Raw genomic sequence first — 16,716 nt, 5'->3', positions numbered from 1 at the left:
TGAGAAATCTAGAAAGGGCTGTAGCTGAAATTTCAAGAGAGAGATATGGAAAAAAATAAAGGAATAGAAAGGGACATATTGTCATTAGAGAGAAAACCGTTAGAGGAGCTGAGGAAAATATGGAAGGAGTTATTTCAATCTGACGCACCACCATATTCTAAACAATGCTTAATAAAACGTATAGCGTATCGTTTACAGGAAATTGCTTACGGTGGCATGTCAGATGAAGGAAAAAAAAGGCTTACCTACCTTCGAAATCAATTGGAGCAAGGGAAGAAGATATGGAGTGGTAAAGTTTTACCGTTAGGAACAGTACTTACAAAAGAATACAAAGGAGAAATTCATAAAGTAACAGTAAGAGGGGAAAAATCATTTACATATAAAGGTCTACTTTATACTTCGCTATCTGCAATAGCAACTGAAATTGCAGGAACAAGATGGAATGGATTAGTTTTTTTTGGAGTGCCATATGTTAAAGCAAATTAGATATGCAATATATACCTGTGAGGTGAACAAGAATTTAGATGTACAAAGAGCAGAATGTGAAAAATATATAAAGAGTTAGCAAGGCCTGCCCAGGAAAAAATTTACAGCACTAATTTGAGGATATCAAAGTCGGGGAAATAGATTGTGTGGTGGTTTATAAAGTTATCAAATTCATTACCTGATTTTGCAGAAATAGTGGATTTATTTGATAAAAATAAAGTTACGTTTGTATCAGTCACACAATTATTCAATACAGCAGGCCTTATCTAAGCCTTATGATAACCTCTTTAATCTACAATAGTGACTAAAATTACAGAAACAAGATAGAGTTTTTTTTAGAGTGAAATAATGTTAAAACAAGTTAGATGTGCAGTATATACACGTAAATCGTGTGAAGATAAAGTTGAACAAGAATTTAATAGTCTAGATGCACAGAGAATGTCTGGAGAACATTATATAAAAAGCCGACAACAAGAGGGATGGGTTATAGTGGATAAACGATATGATGATGAAGGATTTTCGGGAGGAAATTTAAAGAGGCCAGGACTACAGAAGTTATTCGAGGATATCAAAGCAGGCGCAATAGATTGTGTGGTGATTTATAAAATAGATCGCTTATCAAGGTCATTACTTGATTTTGCAGAAATAGTGGATTTATTTGATAAAAATAAAGTTACGTTTGTGTCAGTTACACAATCATTCAATACAGCAGACCCTATAGGTAGATTAATGCTAAACATCATACTGAGCTTTGCGCAATATGAAAGGGAGTTAGCAGCGGAAAGAGTAAGAGATAAAATAGCAGCATCACGTAAAAAGGGATTATGGACAGGAGGTCTGCCACCACTTGGTTTTGATGTTAAAGACAAAAAGCTAGCTGTGAACAAAAAAGAAGCAGAGTTAGTAAAGAATATTTTTGAGAGTTTTATAGACTCAAGGTCTGTAACTGAAATGATTAGAAAATTAAATAAGGAAGGACATTGTACAAAGAAGCGTCAAAGGAAATCTGGTCAAATTTCTGGAGGAGAGCCATTTAAAAAGAAAACTTTATATGGTATCCTGACTAACCCAATCTACAATGGTCGTATAAAATATAAAGAAAATCTATATCCAGGGCAGCATGAAGCAATAATTGATGATGAACAATGGCAAAAAGTGCAAGATACTATAAAAAATCCTGAGGGTAGGAAAAGTCCAACAGAAACAAATCACTTACTAAAGGGGATGATAAATTGTAGCTGTGGAGCATCAATGATACCAGCTTATACTAAAAAGCAAGGTAGAAAGTATTGTTACTATGTCTGTAGAAATCATCAACAGGGAATAGAATGTAAATCTAGCCAGCGTAATATAGCAGCAGGAGAGATAGAACAAATAGTAATGAGATGTATGCCAAAGATACTGAGTAACTCACTTAATTGTGACAAGGAAGAACCGTTGAATCCGAAAGAGCAGAACTTAAGTGTACACGAAGATGGTATTGAATTCTGCATGAATAAAAATGAAGAACCAATCTTTATACCAGTAAAATTTAAAAAACGTGGAGGAAGAACAATGATAACAAATCCTGAAGAGAAAGAAGCAGATGATACCTTACTCAAAGCATTAGTGAGAGCAGAATTGTGGCAGAATCAACTGAATAGTGGAAAATTTGCGACTATAGGTGAACTGTGTAAACATGAGAAGCTAAGAGAAAAATATGTACAATACATTTTACGTCTAAATTATCTAGCACCGAAGATAAAAGAAGACATATTGAACGGAACACAACCAGATCATCTAAAATTAATAGACTTCAAAAAAACCAAGATACCGCTATTATGGAGTGAGCAGTTGGAGAAATTCTACGGTTCGACAGAAAAAGCTGCATAGAAGGTGTGAGTTATTTTTGTAAGTGGCACCTGAAGATGATTTTCCTGCAACCAAACAAGAGCGACTAAAATCCCCATATTTAATATTGTTAGATACACCAACCATGTTCATGCAGAAAACAGGTCCTCTTTAGCGTCACAAGAAATTCATTTATTGACTTGTTTACTTTTCTCAAAATTGCAAAAAAGTACCCACCTTTTTGAGAAAAATATTAGAAAATTAACAGATTATGGAAAGAAAATAGGAATTTTTGGGCAAATAATTAGACAAAAAGGTAGTACGTATAGGTGGTTAAAACAGGCTATTTTGGGGGATTTCGTCTATACTAAAACTACTATAGAGAGAAGTTCGTAAAATACGACTGGTGACTCTTACGGGATTTGAACCCGTGTTACCACCGTGAAAGGGTGGTGTCCTAACCACTAGACGAAAGAGTCAATGTGAATTTACCTAAGTTATATTGATTATGCACATAAAGTCAATTCAATTGTTTTATAACACAATAGTTTTCATGAAATTCCAACTTATGATAGGAGAAGTAATTTATACCCATTTAACGAGAGGTGGCATTGACATCATAATTGCATCTGGATTGCCATCAGTCATCAAACCAAACTTTGTACCACGATCATATAGCAGATTGAATTCTACATATCTGCCACGTTTTATCAATTGGCTTTCTCGCTGTTCTTTCGTCCAAGGCTTTTGCATATGTTGACGTATGATATGCAAATAAATTTCCAAAAAGGTTTCACCTACCGCCTTTGTAAACTTGAAGTCACTTTCCCAGCTACCAGAATTAAGATTATCATAAAAAATTCCACCAATGCCACGTGGCTCTTTTCTGTGTTGTAAGAAAAAGTAGTTGTCACACTGCTCTTTAAATTTTGGATAATACTCAGCACTAAATCCATCACATGTTGTTTTGATTGATTCATGAATATACTTATAATCCTCCTCATTTTTATATATTGGAGTAAAGTCCATTCCTCCACCAAACCATTGTTTTGAGGTATATATCAGCCTCGTGTTCATATGTGCTGCAGGAATAAGGGGCGATTGCATATGAGACACTAAAGATATGCCACTTGCCCAAAATTCTCCATTGCTTTCATTTGCACCAGGAACTTCATTTATAATTGAATCTGCAAATTTTCCATGTACTTTTGAAACATTTACTCCCACTTTTTCAAAAACGTTACCATAAATAACTGTAGATTCACCACCTCCCCCACCTGAACGATCCCATTTTCTTTTTTCAATCTTTGGATCTGTGGGTGACTGCCCTTCAATTAACAAGAAAGATTCTACAATTTTATCTCTTAGTACACAGAACCATTCAAAAGCTTGTCTTTTCTGTTCTTCCATAATATTTTATTGCTAATGCCTGATATTCAAGAAATTTAAATGGTAATTACCCATCAAAGGTGTTAATAAATCTATAATAATTAAATAAATATAATAAAGCATTTTTGTATGCACAATGAGTAAAAGATACGTAGATAGCAAGAAGGAGCACAGGGTTGACTTTATATTGAGGAATTATGGAATGTCAATTGTCATTATGGCAGTGATTATGTTCTTACCTCCAATAGTAATATCAACACTCTACTTTTTTAATATATGTGATCAGCATACTAATATAGAGATTAATTTATTAGTTAGCACTTTAATGACTCTCTTTATAATATATAATGTAAAACATTATAGATATCTACTTAATATCATAGAATTTCAAAATGCAATATTTGCAAATGCACTAAATCATAATACGGAATTTTGTCTTATTTTACACAGAGACGAGGGTATTGTTTATGCTGATGCAAGGTTCTACGAAAGATTTAAAGATCATATAGATAATGACGTCACATTAAGCAAGATTCTTGAAGCAGGAGATATTCCAGAAAAAGACAAAAAAGCATTATATCATGCGCTGAAAAATAACTCTTCTGTACAGGTACGCATTGCCTTAGGCAAGAAAAATAGGATATTCAACTTTCTTTTGCTCTTTGAATCAATACCAGATAATCCCCAAGTTGCTATAGATAATAATAGAATTTTAAATTTATCATTAGCACCAATAGCAAGACCGCATGGGTATTTTGTGTTAAAAGCAACACAGATGAACAAAGAGCAAGTATACGAAGAATTAATAGAAAAGCACAATATAGGAACTTACATTGCAAATGCTAAAGGGGTGATTTTATCTGTAAATAAAAGGTTTTTAGACATATTTGAATTGAAAAAACTTGAAAAAGGCAGTTCAATCAATGATTTTGTATCTCAATCTAAGTATAACAATGAAGCAACTGGTAATGAAATTTTGTTTTTTACTGTAAGTAGTGTTCCATTTAAGGCTTATATGAGCACTGCTATGTTTTGTGATAAACATCATCATAATTATATATATGGCATTATTACACCAGTTGAATCAAACGTTATTGATTATCAATTGCACCCTTGCTTTGCAAATTCATCAATCGCTATTGCACAATGTGATGTAAATGGCAACTTTATAAAAAAAAATACAGCGCTAATAAAACTTGCAGGGTCAGACAATAATTCAATCTTTACACTGATATTAGATGACTATCATATGAAAATACGTGAATATTTTTCGAGTAATAGGATAAATAACGCATCTTTTGATGTGCAGCTCAACAACAATAATAACATGAAAATATATTTCAATAAATTTCTTCATAATCGAATGATGTTCATACTTTGCTATTTTGTTGATAATACTGAGCATAAAAATCTAGAGATAAAGCTTGAACATTATCAAAAAATGCAAGCCATAGGACAACTGGCAGGTGGTATTGCACATGATTTCAACAATATACTAACCGGGATAATAGGATTTTGTGATCTGCTTTTGCTCCAACATTCAGCTGGTGATCCATCTTTTGGAGATATAATACAAATACAGCAAAATGCAAAACGTGGATCAAATTTAGTTAAGCAATTGCTTGCTTTTTCAAGAAGGCAGACCATGCAACCAAAAATTATTGATGTAAACAGTACGATAGCTAATCTTTATGAAATGATAAAAAGATTAATAGGCGAGAATATAAAATTCACTACTTATTATGGTAGAGATTTAGGTATGGTTAGGGCTGACCAAGGACAATTAGAGCAAGTTATTATTAACTTAGTAATCAATGCTAGCGCTGCTATGGAAAAGGGCGGAGAATTAACCATACGCACCTTTAATCAAAAGATTGATTCGTTAAATTCTACACCTAAGAATATGTTTTCTCCGGACAAGGAATCGATTGAACATGGAAATTATGTTGTGATTGAAGTAATTGATATAGGATGTGGAATGACGAGTAATACAATTGAAAAGGTATTTGATCCATTCTTTTCTACTAAAGATATTACCTCAGGTACAGGTCTTGGTCTCTCTACTGTATATGGCATTATAAAACAAACTGAAGGGTATATCTATGTTGCTAGTAAAGTAAATCGTGGAACTAAATTTAGCATATTTTTGCCTATGGTTTACATATCAGATGAAAGTAATAGAGAGGAAGATAGTGAAGAAATAGAAAAACTAGTAGTAGATGAAGTTCAAGGCAATGGTACAATTTTATTAATTGAAGATGAAGATTCGGTAAGGGAATTCACTACTAAAGCATTACAAAGAAAAGGATTTGATGTAATAGAAGCTAGCATGGGCAGCAAGGCATTAGAAGTCATAAGTAAAAAAAGTCAACACATAGATCTAATAATCACTGATGTAATAATGCCAGAAGTTAGTGGTCCAGAGATAGTCAAAGAAGCTCTAATTCACAGGCCAGATATCGATGTTATTTTTATTTCTGGATATGCGGAAGATGCGTTTTTGAAGAACGACAACATTAATATAGAAGATTTTCACTTTTTACCAAAACCATTCACTCTAAATGAATTAGGAAACAAAGTTCAAAGCGTACTACATAAAGCAAAAAAAGCAGTTTAACTTTAGTACAATTGGCAACAAAAAAATTTTCTAATGCAAAAATTTCCGGCGTATATACAATAGAGTTATTCTATACATAAGATAAAAGGCGTGAGCAAGGTTATTGCAATAGTAAATCAAAAGGGTGGAGTTGGCAAAACCACAACCAGTATAAATTTATCGACGGCCTTTGCTGCTGTAGGAAAAAATACTTTATTAGTAGATCTTGATCCTCAAGGAAATGCCAGCACCGGACTGGGAATTTCTTATCGTAGTAGAGAAGAAAAAAATATATATAAAATATTACTAAGTAGCGAAAATAAGCTGATAGGATCAGCAATTTTCAATATAAAGGAAATTCCAAATTTATCACTAATTTCGTCAGTAGTTGATTTATCAGCTGCAGAAATTGAATTATCACAACTTGAACGAGGAAAATTTGTGCTAAAAAGCGCATTAGAAAAAATAAGTGATAATTATGATTATATAATCATTGATTGTCCTCCATCACTTGGCTTGCTTACCATCAATGCCTTGACCGCTGCTGATTCTATTATTGTTCCTCTTCAGTGCGAATTTTTTGCTCTTGAGGGATTAAGTCACCTAGTCAAAACTGTGGAACTGATAAAAAGAAATAATCTCAATCCTTCTCTGGCAATAGAAGGGATAGTATTAACGATGTACGACAGGCGTAATAAACTTAGCGAGCAGATTAAAAATGATATTTGTCAGTATCTAAATGATAAGGTATATAAAACTATTATTCCATTATATGAGACTATTATTCCACGTAATGTAAGGTTATCAGAAGCGCCTTCTCATGGGAAACCTGCTATTGTGTATGATCTCAAATGCCCTGGTGCACAAGCATACATAAGTTTGGCAAAGGAAATTTTAAAAAAACACGCAAGTAGCTGTAAAGAGAAGAAGCTAGTGAGCGAGGGCGTGGTATGAAGGATGATAGACGCCTAGGTAGAGGTCTTGCTGGTCTCATAGGCGATAACTATGATAATAAAGAAGATCGGCAAGAGTATTTGCCCATTTCATTACTGCACTCAAGCAAATTCCAGCCAAGAAAATACTTTGATGAAGAATCATTGAAGGAACTTGCAAGTTCGATAGAGAAAAATGGCATTATACAACCTATCGTAGTGCGTAAAGATTCAAATAAAGATGGCTATGAGATAATAGCTGGAGAACGTCGTTGGCGAGCAAGCAAGATTGCGAATCTCGATAGTGCACCGGTTATTATAAAAGATTTGAGTGACAAGGAATGCTTAGAAGTATCCATTATTGAAAATATACAGAGGCAAGATATTAATCCAATAGAAGAAGGTGAAGCATATAAAAAACTGATAGATGAGTTCTCTTACACACATGAGGAACTAGCCTTAGCTGTAGGCAAAAGCCGTAGTCACATAACTAATATGATCAGAATGTTGTCACTTCCCTATAGTGTAAAAATGATGATCAATGAAAAAAAATTGTCTATGGGCCATGCAAGGGCATTGATTAATGTTGAAAATGCAGAAAATATCGCAGAAAAAATAGTTTCTCAAGGCTTGAGCGTTAGACAAACCGAAAAATTAATAAAAGACTTACATCAAAGTAACAACCAAAAAGAACAAAAATATACTAAAAATCAAGACATGGCAGCACTAGAAGGTGCTATATCTTCTCAACTTGGTTTAAAGATCAAAATTAAAGACAATAATTCTAAGGGTAAAGTTATGATACGGTATAACAACCCAAATGAATTAGATTTAATATTAAAAATTCTAAATAGAAAACTTGAGGCGTAGATGGCACAGCTTATCTGAAATAATGGTGCTTTTTAAAAAGCACCATTTACCTAATGTTTTTTTGAAACTTTAGGTCTATTGTGTACACGTTTTTGTTTGTTGATCCCATTTTCCACTATTAGCAACACATCCTGCTTCGGTGCAAGTCGTCTCTTTTCCTGTTATCGCCTTTACAACTGCAGGAGCACCAAAAAACACAGCAGTAAATGCACCGAGTGCAAAAAGCGCTGGCCATGGCATTCTGCCAAATATTGCAAGCAATGCTGCACCTATTATCACTATTGTAATCATCGGCCCACCTAGGCTATGAGTATAGTTTATTATTTTGCATATTACTACTGATGTTGCATCAGCATTTGCATCAAACGCAAAGGAGAGAATTAAAGCCACAAGTAGAAGAAAATTTTTCACTACGCCTCCAATAATTTTTGTTTTATGCTACTTCACTTTGATTAAGTTTAGGTAAATGATACAAGAAGCACCATTTACCTAAAACTTTTTTTTTGAAGCTTGTAATACCTATGGACATTTACCTGTCGTTGGATCAGGTGGGCCATTAGAGCAAGTAGCTATACCATCCTTACAAGTCAAACCGCCTGGTGCTATTTTTGAAACGACTGCAGGAGCACCAAAAAACACAGCAGTAAATGCACCGAGTGCAAAGAGGGCTGGCCATGGCATTCTGCCAAATATTGCAAGCAATGCTGCACCTATTATCACTATCGTAATCATCGGGCCACCCAAATTGTGAGTGTATTTTACTATGCTGCATATCACGCCTTCGGTTGTATCATCAGCTTTTGCATCAAATGCAAAAGAGAGAATTAAAGCTATAAGCAGAAGAAATGTTTTCATTACGCCTCCAATCATTTCTATTTCACACCAGATTATCTATCACATTGATTAAATTTAAGTAAATGATACAAGAAGCATCATTTACCTAAAACTTTTTTTGAGACTTGTAGTACCTTTAATTTGTAGAACTATCCATACTTTAACAGAAGGCTAGTACGCTCCTACTAGGTGGAGCATGCTTTTACTGTAGTGGGTGCTATTGCTGTTACAACTGCAGGAGCTCCGAAAAACACGGCAGTAAATGCACCGAGTGCAAAAAGCGCCGGCCAAGGCATTCTGCCAAATATTGCAAGCAATGCTGCACCTATTATTACTATCGTAATCATCGGACCACCTAATTTGTGAGTATAGTTTATTATGTTACATATTACTGTTGATGTCTCATCAGTATCACTACCACTACTACCACCAGTAGTATTTGTATTTGCATCAAACGCAAAGGAGAGAATTAACGCCACAAGTAGAAAGAGTTTTTTCATTACGCCTCCAATAATTTTTATTTCATGCTACTTCACTTTGATTAAATTTAAGTAAATGATACAAGAAGCATCATTTACCCAAAACTTTTTTTGAGACTTGTAGTATCTTTCATTTACAGGAAGCTAGTACGCTCTACTTACATACTATTGCATCTGGTTTTATTGCCTTTACGACTGCAGGGGCTCCGAAAAACACAGCAGTAAATGCACCCAGTGCAAAAAGCGCTGGCCATGGCATTCTGCCAAATATCGCGAGTAATGCTGCACCTATTATCACTATCGTGATCATCGGTCCACCTAAACTGTGAGTATAGTCTATTATTTTGCATATTACTGTTGATGTTTCATCCTTTGGTGGAGAAGTGTTGCCCGCAGCTTTTGCATCAAATGCAAAAGAGAGAATTAAAGCCATCAATAGAAGAAATTTTTTCATTATGTCTCCAATAATTTTTATTTTATGCCAGATTTTCCTTCGAATTTATTAAATTTTAGTAAATAATACTAGAAATATCATTTACCTAAAACTTTTTTTTTGAGGCTTGTAGTACCTTTTGGTATAGGTTAAAGCAGCTAAAAATAACCTTAAAAAAAAGTCACGTTGTATCAAGAGCGCAATCAAGAAGATAGGCAGCAATTCATCGATAAAATCTCAAAAATAGACAACTTCAGTATTTTATATATAGATGAAGCAGGATAGACTATACCGAGAATATGGAAATTTATCATTCATTTTAGATAACACTATAGTTTGATTGCTTTGGAGGTTTGACCACATTACCGCTTTCGCATTTCATTGTATCTGGTTTTATCGCTTTTACAACTGCAGGAGCACCAAAAAACACAGCAGTAAATGCACCGAGTGCAACGATCAATCACCTTAATACCCCCTTCAACAATCAAGTAGCCAAAGAAATTACAGTTACAGATCCAACACATCCACTGTTTGGCAAAACTTTTCCCGTATCATCTTTCAGTTCAACAGCCTACAAAGGTGGTAATGTATCTGTTATTTATCGTGATAACATCACTCTACATATTCCATTTTTTTCTACTAACTTAGCTAGTAAGCAAGATTTTCTCACCAGCAAGTTAACATGGACTTCATTATACGAGTTTGTTTCTATAGCAAAGGAGTATAAATTATGCCATGTAAACCATGTCAAGTGTGGCAGAAAATGCTGCAACGTTTTAAGTCAGAAGTTTTAGAAAATATATTATTAGTATCCAAAGAGGTTATCCATGAGTACATCAGAGCTAATCACAGCACAACATTTAGCACGCGAAGCAATAATTTACATCAGACAATCAACACATCATCAAATATTAAGCAATCAAGAAAGTCTAGAGTTGCAGTATGCGCTGAAACAAAGGGCAATTGATCTTGGCTGGAAAGCTGATAGTATTATTATAATTGACACTGATCTTGGTATAACTGGTGCTAGTGTTGAAAAGCGTGAAGGATTTAAAGAACTTGTTACTAAAGTCACTTTAGGAAAAGTAGGAATCATACTCTCTTATGATGTAACCCGTTTATCACGGAATTGCTCTGATTGGTATCCGTTACTGGATATATGTGGCTATAAACAGTGTTTAATAGCTGATCGGGATGGTATCTATGATCCTGGTAGCATTAATGGTCGGTTGTTACTGGGTCTAAAAGGGCAACTTGCTGAAATGGAATTATCTACTATAAGAGCTCGACTAAATGCTGGATTATTGAATAAAGCAGCACGAGGTGATTTAGCCTTGTCTCTTCCAGTTGGCCTTGTTCGTTACCTAGACGACTCAGTACATAAGGATCCTAATCTTGAAGTTCAGCATCGTATTAAGCTTATTTTTGAGACTTTTCTAGAGAAACGAGCAGCATCAAAAATTCTAAAGCATTTTAATGACCATCAACTTACTATTCCTAGATATGACACATTTAAAGAGCTGCAATGGAAAAAACCAACACGTGGAAAAATTCTCTCGATACTTAAAAATCCAGCTTATGCTGGAGCATTTGTTTATGGTCGTACTAGAAGTCATAAAATATTCTCTGCTGAAAAAACAACAAAACGCATACCAATGGAAGAATGGAAAGTTTTAATAAAAGATAAATATCCAGCTTATATAGATTGGGAAAGCTTTATAAAAATTCAGATGATACTAAAAGACAATTATGCAAAGTATAAATATAATAGCACGCGTGGTATAGCTAGATCAGGAGAAGCATTATTGCAGGGAATAATCTATTGTGGAGAATGTGGATACAAAATGACAATGCGATATAAAGAAAGAAACTATTATATGTGTAATTACCTGCAACGAAAATATCATGAACCTGTATGTCAGCGTTTACTAACTGATATTATCGATTGTGCAGTGGTTTCTAAATTTTTTGCAGCACTTAGTCAAATCGAATTAGATGCTTATACTAATGCTATTGATTCACAGTCACAATCTGAACAAGCGCTTAATAAAGTACATTTGCAACAATTAGAACGTCTGAGCTACCAAGCTAAGTTGGCAGAACGACAATTTAATCAAGTTGATCCTGATAATCGTCTTGTAGCTGCAGAACTTGAAAGACGTTGGGAACAAGCATTAAATGAACTCAAGCAAGCGGAAATTACTTTTGAACGTCAATGTCCAAGCAAACCTGCTCCTCAGTTATCTGAAGAACTGAAAACAGTATTTTTAGATATAGGTAAGAAATTGCCTGAAATTTGGAATAAGTCAGTTCTGTCAAGTCAACAGCAAAAATCCTTTCTTCGTTGCATAATTGATAAGGTAGTAGCACACCGAATCAAACGCGATTGCTTACAAATACGTATTGTATGGCATGGTGGAGAAACTACTACTTTTCATGTTCCTACTCCAGTAAAATCCTTTTATGAATTAACCACAGCAACAGAAATGGAACAGCTTATAATAAAATTAAGTAAGTAGGGTAAATCAGATATAGAAATTGCCAAGTACTTAGAAAAACAAGGATATCGCTCTCCAAAGAAAAATGTTGTTTTAAGAAGTACAGTCGAAAGTATTCGATTAAAAAATAATATTTTTCGAAAAAGACATCAACCATATCTTCTTGCACCTGGCTACCTTACTGTTACACAAGTTGCAAAGATCCTCAAAGTTTCTAGGAATTGGCTCTACCATAGAATTAATAGTGGCAAAATTAAAATGCGAAAAGATGATAGTAAAGCCAAGGGCAAATATTTATTTGAGGATAAACCAGAAACTATTAAAATTCTGATGGATTTTAAAAATGGCAAATTCAACAATATAAATTTTTTATAGGAGTATCAACATGCATAGTCAAATAAATAGCTTCAGTACCATGATAAGAGGGCTGGCGGAGTTTGTCAAGTCGTTTCTCAACGCGCTGCCAAAAGTTTGTTGTGCGAGGAGTCTATTCTTTAGTGTGCTCCTCTGCGTTTATGCTGTACTAATAGGATATTTTCGGATATAATCGAATATAACTAGATAAAAATACAGATATGTTTGACTTAGCTTGTAGATAGAGATCTAAGCTATAGCTTATAAGGATGACAGAGCTTAAAAAAAGGCCTAATATAACAAAAAAAGCTTTATGAAAATCAGAATTGGAGTAATAGGCTGCTTAGGCAGAATGGGCAAGAAAATACTCAATGAATTAATTATAAATACCAAAGTAGAAATAGCAGGTGCTGTTGCTCGTTTAGGCAATGAGCACATAGATTTAGATATTGGACCAATTATAGGTTGCAGTTCTAATCTAGGAATTAAGGTTACAAATTCTATTAGTGACGTATTTGAGTTATCTGACGTTGTAATAGATTTTACAACTAAGGAATGTATGTTAGACTGCCTTAAAGCGGCTGTGAAATTAAAAAAACCACTGGTTAGTGGCACAACTGGAATAGAAGGTGTCGATTTAAAAGAGTATGCTGCTGAAGTTCCAATATTATGGTCAGCAAATATGAGTGTTGGGGTTAATGTGTTGCTGAAATTGGTAAAAAAAGCTGCTGAGCTTTTAGGTAATGAATATGACGTTGAAATTTGGGAAATGCATCATAACTTAAAAAAGGATTCACCATCTGGGACAGCTATAGAGCTTGGCAAAGCAATTGCTAACGCTTCAAAAGTGGATTTTCAACTCAATCAATATTTACATAATGGTTCAAATATAAGAGAAAAGGGAAGAATAGGTTTTGCAGTATCTCGTGGAGGTGGAGTGATAGGGGATCATAGCGTAATGTTTATCAATTCTGATGAACGGATAGAATTAAATCACAAAGCAATTGACCGCACAATATTTGCTAAAGGAGCTGTTCAAGCAGCAATATGGCTATACGAAAACAAAAGAGAAACTCCAGGACTCTATTCAATGCAGGACGTGATATGAGTGATACATACACCTCTGTTAAAAATCTAAATCTCTGGTATGGTTCTAAGCAAGTTTTATTCGATATAAGTTTGGATATTTATAAAAAAAAAGTTACTACTTTTATCGGACCATCCGGGTGCGGTAAATCAACGTTTTTGCGTTGTTTCAATCGTATGAATGATTATGTACCCGGATGTAAAGTTGCTGGTAAACTAGATATTGATGGACTGGGTGATATATATTCACGCAATATAGATGTTGTGCTACTCAGAGCAAAAGTTGGCATGGTATTTCAAAAGCCAAATCCTTTTCCAAAATCAATATATGATAATGTCGCTTATGGGCCAAAATTGCATAGCATGGTAAAGAATAAGCAAAAATTGGACGAAATAGTAGAGAATAGTTTAACCAAGGTTGGTTTATGGGAGGAGTTAAAAGACAGGTTGCAAGATAGCGCATTGGATTTGTCTGGTGGCCAACAACAAAGGTTATGCATTGCTCGCGCAATTGCAGTGAAGCCAACTATTTTGTTAATGGATGAACCGTGCTCTGCTCTTGATCCAATGGCAACCAACGCAATCGAAAATCTTATACAAGAGCTGAAATTAAGATTTACTATAATTATGGTGACTCATTCAATGAAACAAGCTAAAAAATTATCTGATAGTGTAATTTTCTTTCATAATGGCAAGATTGTTGAATCTGGAAGTGCTCAAGAAATATTCGAAGATGCTCAATCCCCCTTAACGAAGGAGTATATTCTGGACCATTAAGATCCTACTGTCTAGTTAGACAACAAGTACTTTACTTTCAACAATTTCGTTAGCAATAGCACGGCTTTCACAGTCAATATTTATTATATCAGATAGTGAGTTAATATCGGTATAACTATCAAAACTTTCTATTGTTGATTTCACTACCTCTACTATCTCTAAAAAGTTGATTTGTGATTTCAAAAATTCATTAACAGCTATTTCATTTGCAGCATTGAGCACAATACTATTTGTGTGTGGAGAAGAAGAATTTAACACTTCAATGCCAAGCTTTAGTGCAGGAAAGCGCTTGTGGTCCGGCTCTTGAAAGGTTAGTTTTTTTTGCTTTATTAAATCTAATTTATAATTTAACGTTGACCTTTCTGGCCAAGACAGAGCATATGAAATGGGAATTGCCATGTCAGTCTCTGCAAGCACAGCAAAGTTGAAACCATCCTCATAAACTACAATTCCATGTATTATTGATTCAGGGTGCACTACTGCTTCAATTTTGTTCGGGCTGATGTTAAACAAGTTATGTGCTTCTATTATTTCTAGTGCTTTATTCATCATTGTTGCGCTATCGACTGAGATTTTCTTTCCCATATTCCAAGTGGGGTGACTGAGCGCCTGATCTACCGTAACATTTCTTAATTGCTCAAGACTATAATTTAGGAATGGTCCACCAGAAGCAGTGAGTATGATCTTTTCTACGCATTCATCGTTATTTTGCAAAACTTGAAAAATTGCGTTGTGCTCAGAGTCAATAGGAATAATTTGTATGCTTTTCCCTTTAGCTTTCTCAAGTAACAATTTTCCGCCACAAACGATGCTTTCTTTGTTTGCCAATGCAATGACTTTGGTGCCACTTTCTATAACCTGCATAGCTGGCTCAAGGCCTGCAATGCCAACTATTGCAACAACTGAGAGATCAACAGGTATAGCAGCAATATTTGTAGCACCAACTTCTATTTTGACATTTGTACCGAATAAATTTTCTTTCAAATCTTTGTAAAACCTTTCATCAGAGATAGCAACATATCTTGCATTCAGCAGTTTTGCTTGGTATGCCAGTAGAGCAAAATTCGAATGGGTGCTGAGTGCTTCCACTTGGTATTCTTCTTTTCTCTTTGATAGCAAATCTACAGTCTTTTTTCCGATACTTCCTGTCGATCCTAAAACTGAAACCTTTTTCACTAAAACGAACTCATGTTAATTATAATAAGTTAAGGAAAAGCGCCCCTTCTCAACTGTTTACAAGCAGTTTCTAACCACCAAGCTCAGGGCGATGATCAGGGTGATGATCATCGCCAACAGATGGTGAAAAACCAGGTGAAACAGGTCCACCAGGAGGGTGATTACCTTCATAATGCATGCTACCCAAACCATCCAAATCATCAGCCATTTTATTGCTGGTATGATGATAATCCTCTGGGAGAGGTCCTTCATGAGCCTTATCCATTCCTTCCGGTGGCACACCTTCCCCACCTCCACCTGAAAAAAATTCTTCAATGTCTTCAAGAATTGGTAAGCCAAACATATTACCTGGTTTTCCAAATATCTTGTCTAAACTACTGCCATCGAACAAACTGCCAAGTATGTCGGGATAAGCATTAATTACTTTTTCAAGAAGGCTGAACCACCACCTCGCTCCATCTACAATTGTTGAAACAGAGTCACCATGACCAAGACCAAAACCGCTTTTTTCACCAGCAGCTTTTTTGTAATCTTCGTGTGCCTGCACTTCTGCAATGTTTGGACCTTGAGCTCCTATCATAAATTTTTATTCTAAACCTTGAACTACTATAGTTTACCACAAATATCGAGAAATATCAATAGATCTCTTGCATAACCGTTATTTGAGTAACAACACGCTTCCAGGTGTTACCCAAGTGGCATTAAGCCATAAACAGAAAAATTGAATGCAAAAACTTACTTGACAAACCTCGCCAGTCCTCTTATCATGCTAGTGGAGTTATTCATTTAGCTTCAATCTGTGCAGATTAAAACGACAAAAAAGTATTATAATTGGCGTCTTATATTCGATTTTTTGCACTATGTGCACCCTATGTCTTCACAACATTTTTAGGTTTCTACCTATACAAGCTGAAACGGGCTTATAAAGCGTTTAAGACAGTAGAGAACGCCAGTTTGCAGGATTAGAGAGTAAGTA

At 34.9% G+C, this 16,716-nt stretch carries 18 protein-coding genes and 1 tRNA gene; 10 read left to right on the top strand and 9 right to left on the bottom strand.

The features are described from left to right. Positions 1 to 45: 45 nt before the first annotated feature. Positions 46 to 486 (top strand): DUF2924 domain-containing protein, encoded by a 441-nt coding sequence (locus ACICP6_RS04330; protein WP_395462748.1) that lies wholly within the window; start codon positions 46 to 48, stop codon positions 484 to 486. Between the two features lie 101 nt (positions 487 to 587). Here the strand turns inward: ACICP6_RS04330 and ACICP6_RS04325 are convergent, their stop codons facing one another. Further along, positions 588 to 725: a hypothetical protein gene (locus tag ACICP6_RS04325; RefSeq protein WP_395462747.1), complete on the bottom strand. Its 138-nt coding sequence runs from the start codon at positions 723 to 725 to the stop codon at positions 588 to 590. Positions 726 to 834: 109 nt separating this feature from the next. Between ACICP6_RS04325 and ACICP6_RS04320 the strand changes: the two genes are divergently transcribed. Next, entirely contained in the window at positions 835 to 2,358 is a 1,524-nt protein-coding gene (locus ACICP6_RS04320; RefSeq protein ID WP_395462746.1) for a recombinase family protein, read from the top strand. Between the two features lie 362 nt (positions 2,359 to 2,720). Here ACICP6_RS04320 and ACICP6_RS04315 read toward each other — a convergent pair. Together ACICP6_RS04315 and hemF are read right to left on the bottom strand one after the other, a co-directional pair. Further along, positions 2,721 to 2,795: transfer RNA gene (locus ACICP6_RS04315), tRNA-Glu, on the bottom strand. A 106-nt stretch (positions 2,796 to 2,901) separates the two neighbouring features. Next, a complete protein-coding gene (gene hemF / locus ACICP6_RS04310; protein ID WP_395462745.1) occupies positions 2,902 to 3,726 on the bottom strand; it encodes an oxygen-dependent coproporphyrinogen oxidase in 825 nt (274 codons plus the stop codon). 115 nt (positions 3,727 to 3,841) lie between these two features. On the opposite strand from hemF, the gene ACICP6_RS04305 reads away from it, so the two are divergent. The 3 genes from ACICP6_RS04305 (at position 3,842) to ACICP6_RS04295 (ending at position 8,103) form a co-directional block, all read left to right on the top strand. Beyond that, the gene (locus tag ACICP6_RS04305; RefSeq protein ID WP_395462744.1) at positions 3,842 to 6,322 is read left to right on the top strand and encodes a response regulator; all 2,481 of its coding nucleotides are present in this window, start codon (positions 3,842 to 3,844) and stop codon (positions 6,320 to 6,322) included. A gap of 90 nt (positions 6,323 to 6,412) precedes the next feature. Next, positions 6,413 to 7,255, top strand: coding sequence for a ParA family protein (locus tag ACICP6_RS04300; protein WP_395462743.1), 843 nt, complete (start codon positions 6,413 to 6,415; stop codon positions 7,253 to 7,255). Beyond that, positions 7,252 to 8,103, top strand: a complete 852-nt coding sequence (locus tag ACICP6_RS04295) for a ParB/RepB/Spo0J family partition protein (protein ID WP_395462742.1) — start codon at positions 7,252 to 7,254, stop codon at positions 8,101 to 8,103. Before ACICP6_RS04300 ends, ACICP6_RS04295 begins: the two co-directional genes overlap by 4 nt. Before the next feature lie 75 nt (positions 8,104 to 8,178). On the opposite strand, the gene ACICP6_RS04290 is transcribed toward ACICP6_RS04295, so the two are convergent. From ACICP6_RS04290 to ACICP6_RS04275, 4 genes are all read right to left on the bottom strand, one after another. Next, entirely contained in the window at positions 8,179 to 8,514 is a 336-nt protein-coding gene (locus ACICP6_RS04290; RefSeq protein ID WP_395462741.1) for a TrbC/VirB2 family protein, read from the bottom strand. Between the two features lie 108 nt (positions 8,515 to 8,622). Next, a complete protein-coding gene (locus ACICP6_RS04285) occupies positions 8,623 to 8,958 on the bottom strand; it encodes a TrbC/VirB2 family protein (protein ID WP_395462740.1) in 336 nt (111 codons plus the stop codon). A gap of 164 nt (positions 8,959 to 9,122) precedes the next feature. Next, the gene (locus tag ACICP6_RS04280) at positions 9,123 to 9,437 is read right to left on the bottom strand and encodes a TrbC/VirB2 family protein (RefSeq protein WP_395462739.1); all 315 of its coding nucleotides are present in this window, start codon (positions 9,435 to 9,437) and stop codon (positions 9,123 to 9,125) included. A gap of 133 nt (positions 9,438 to 9,570) precedes the next feature. After that, positions 9,571 to 9,870 (bottom strand): TrbC/VirB2 family protein, encoded by a 300-nt coding sequence (locus ACICP6_RS04275; RefSeq protein ID WP_395462738.1) that lies wholly within the window; start codon positions 9,868 to 9,870, stop codon positions 9,571 to 9,573. A gap of 332 nt (positions 9,871 to 10,202) precedes the next feature. Between ACICP6_RS04275 and ACICP6_RS04270 the strand changes: the two genes are divergently transcribed. The 5 genes from ACICP6_RS04270 to pstB all read left to right on the top strand — a co-directional run bounded on the left by ACICP6_RS04270 (position 10,203) and on the right by pstB (position 14,564). Beyond that, complete coding sequence (locus tag ACICP6_RS04270; RefSeq protein WP_395462737.1) at positions 10,203 to 10,643, top strand: hypothetical protein; 441 nt, start codon at positions 10,203 to 10,205, stop codon at positions 10,641 to 10,643. Between the two features lie 33 nt (positions 10,644 to 10,676). Beyond that, positions 10,677 to 12,368: a recombinase family protein gene (locus ACICP6_RS04265; RefSeq protein ID WP_395462683.1), complete on the top strand. Its 1,692-nt coding sequence runs from the start codon at positions 10,677 to 10,679 to the stop codon at positions 12,366 to 12,368. Between the two features lie 12 nt (positions 12,369 to 12,380). Continuing rightward, positions 12,381 to 12,722, top strand: a complete 342-nt coding sequence (locus tag ACICP6_RS04260) for a helix-turn-helix domain-containing protein (RefSeq protein WP_395463655.1) — start codon at positions 12,381 to 12,383, stop codon at positions 12,720 to 12,722. Between the two features lie 292 nt (positions 12,723 to 13,014). Next, positions 13,015 to 13,809 (top strand): 4-hydroxy-tetrahydrodipicolinate reductase, encoded by a 795-nt coding sequence (gene dapB, locus ACICP6_RS04255; protein ID WP_395462736.1) that lies wholly within the window; start codon positions 13,015 to 13,017, stop codon positions 13,807 to 13,809. Beyond that, on the top strand, positions 13,806 to 14,564 hold the full coding sequence (gene pstB / locus ACICP6_RS04250; RefSeq protein ID WP_395462735.1) for a phosphate ABC transporter ATP-binding protein PstB: 759 nt from the start codon (positions 13,806 to 13,808) through the stop codon (positions 14,562 to 14,564). Before dapB ends, pstB begins: the two co-directional genes overlap by 4 nt. A 15-nt stretch (positions 14,565 to 14,579) precedes the next feature. On the opposite strand, the gene dxr is transcribed toward pstB, so the two are convergent. Together dxr and ACICP6_RS04240 are read right to left on the bottom strand one after the other, a co-directional pair. Next, positions 14,580 to 15,740 (bottom strand): 1-deoxy-D-xylulose-5-phosphate reductoisomerase, encoded by a 1,161-nt coding sequence (dxr, locus tag ACICP6_RS04245; RefSeq protein ID WP_395462734.1) that lies wholly within the window; start codon positions 15,738 to 15,740, stop codon positions 14,580 to 14,582. A 70-nt stretch (positions 15,741 to 15,810) separates the two neighbouring features. Beyond that, positions 15,811 to 16,320, bottom strand: coding sequence for a hypothetical protein (locus ACICP6_RS04240; RefSeq protein WP_395462733.1), 510 nt, complete (start codon positions 16,318 to 16,320; stop codon positions 15,811 to 15,813). Positions 16,321 to 16,716: the final 396 nt, after the last annotated feature.

It is taken from the genome of Wolbachia endosymbiont of Cantharis cryptica, assembly GCF_964277405.1.
In the GTDB taxonomy this organism is placed as follows: domain Bacteria; phylum Pseudomonadota; class Alphaproteobacteria; order Rickettsiales; family Anaplasmataceae; genus Wolbachia.
The sequence above is the reverse complement of the archived record's forward strand: the minus strand, read 5'-3'. Positions and strand labels throughout refer to the sequence as shown.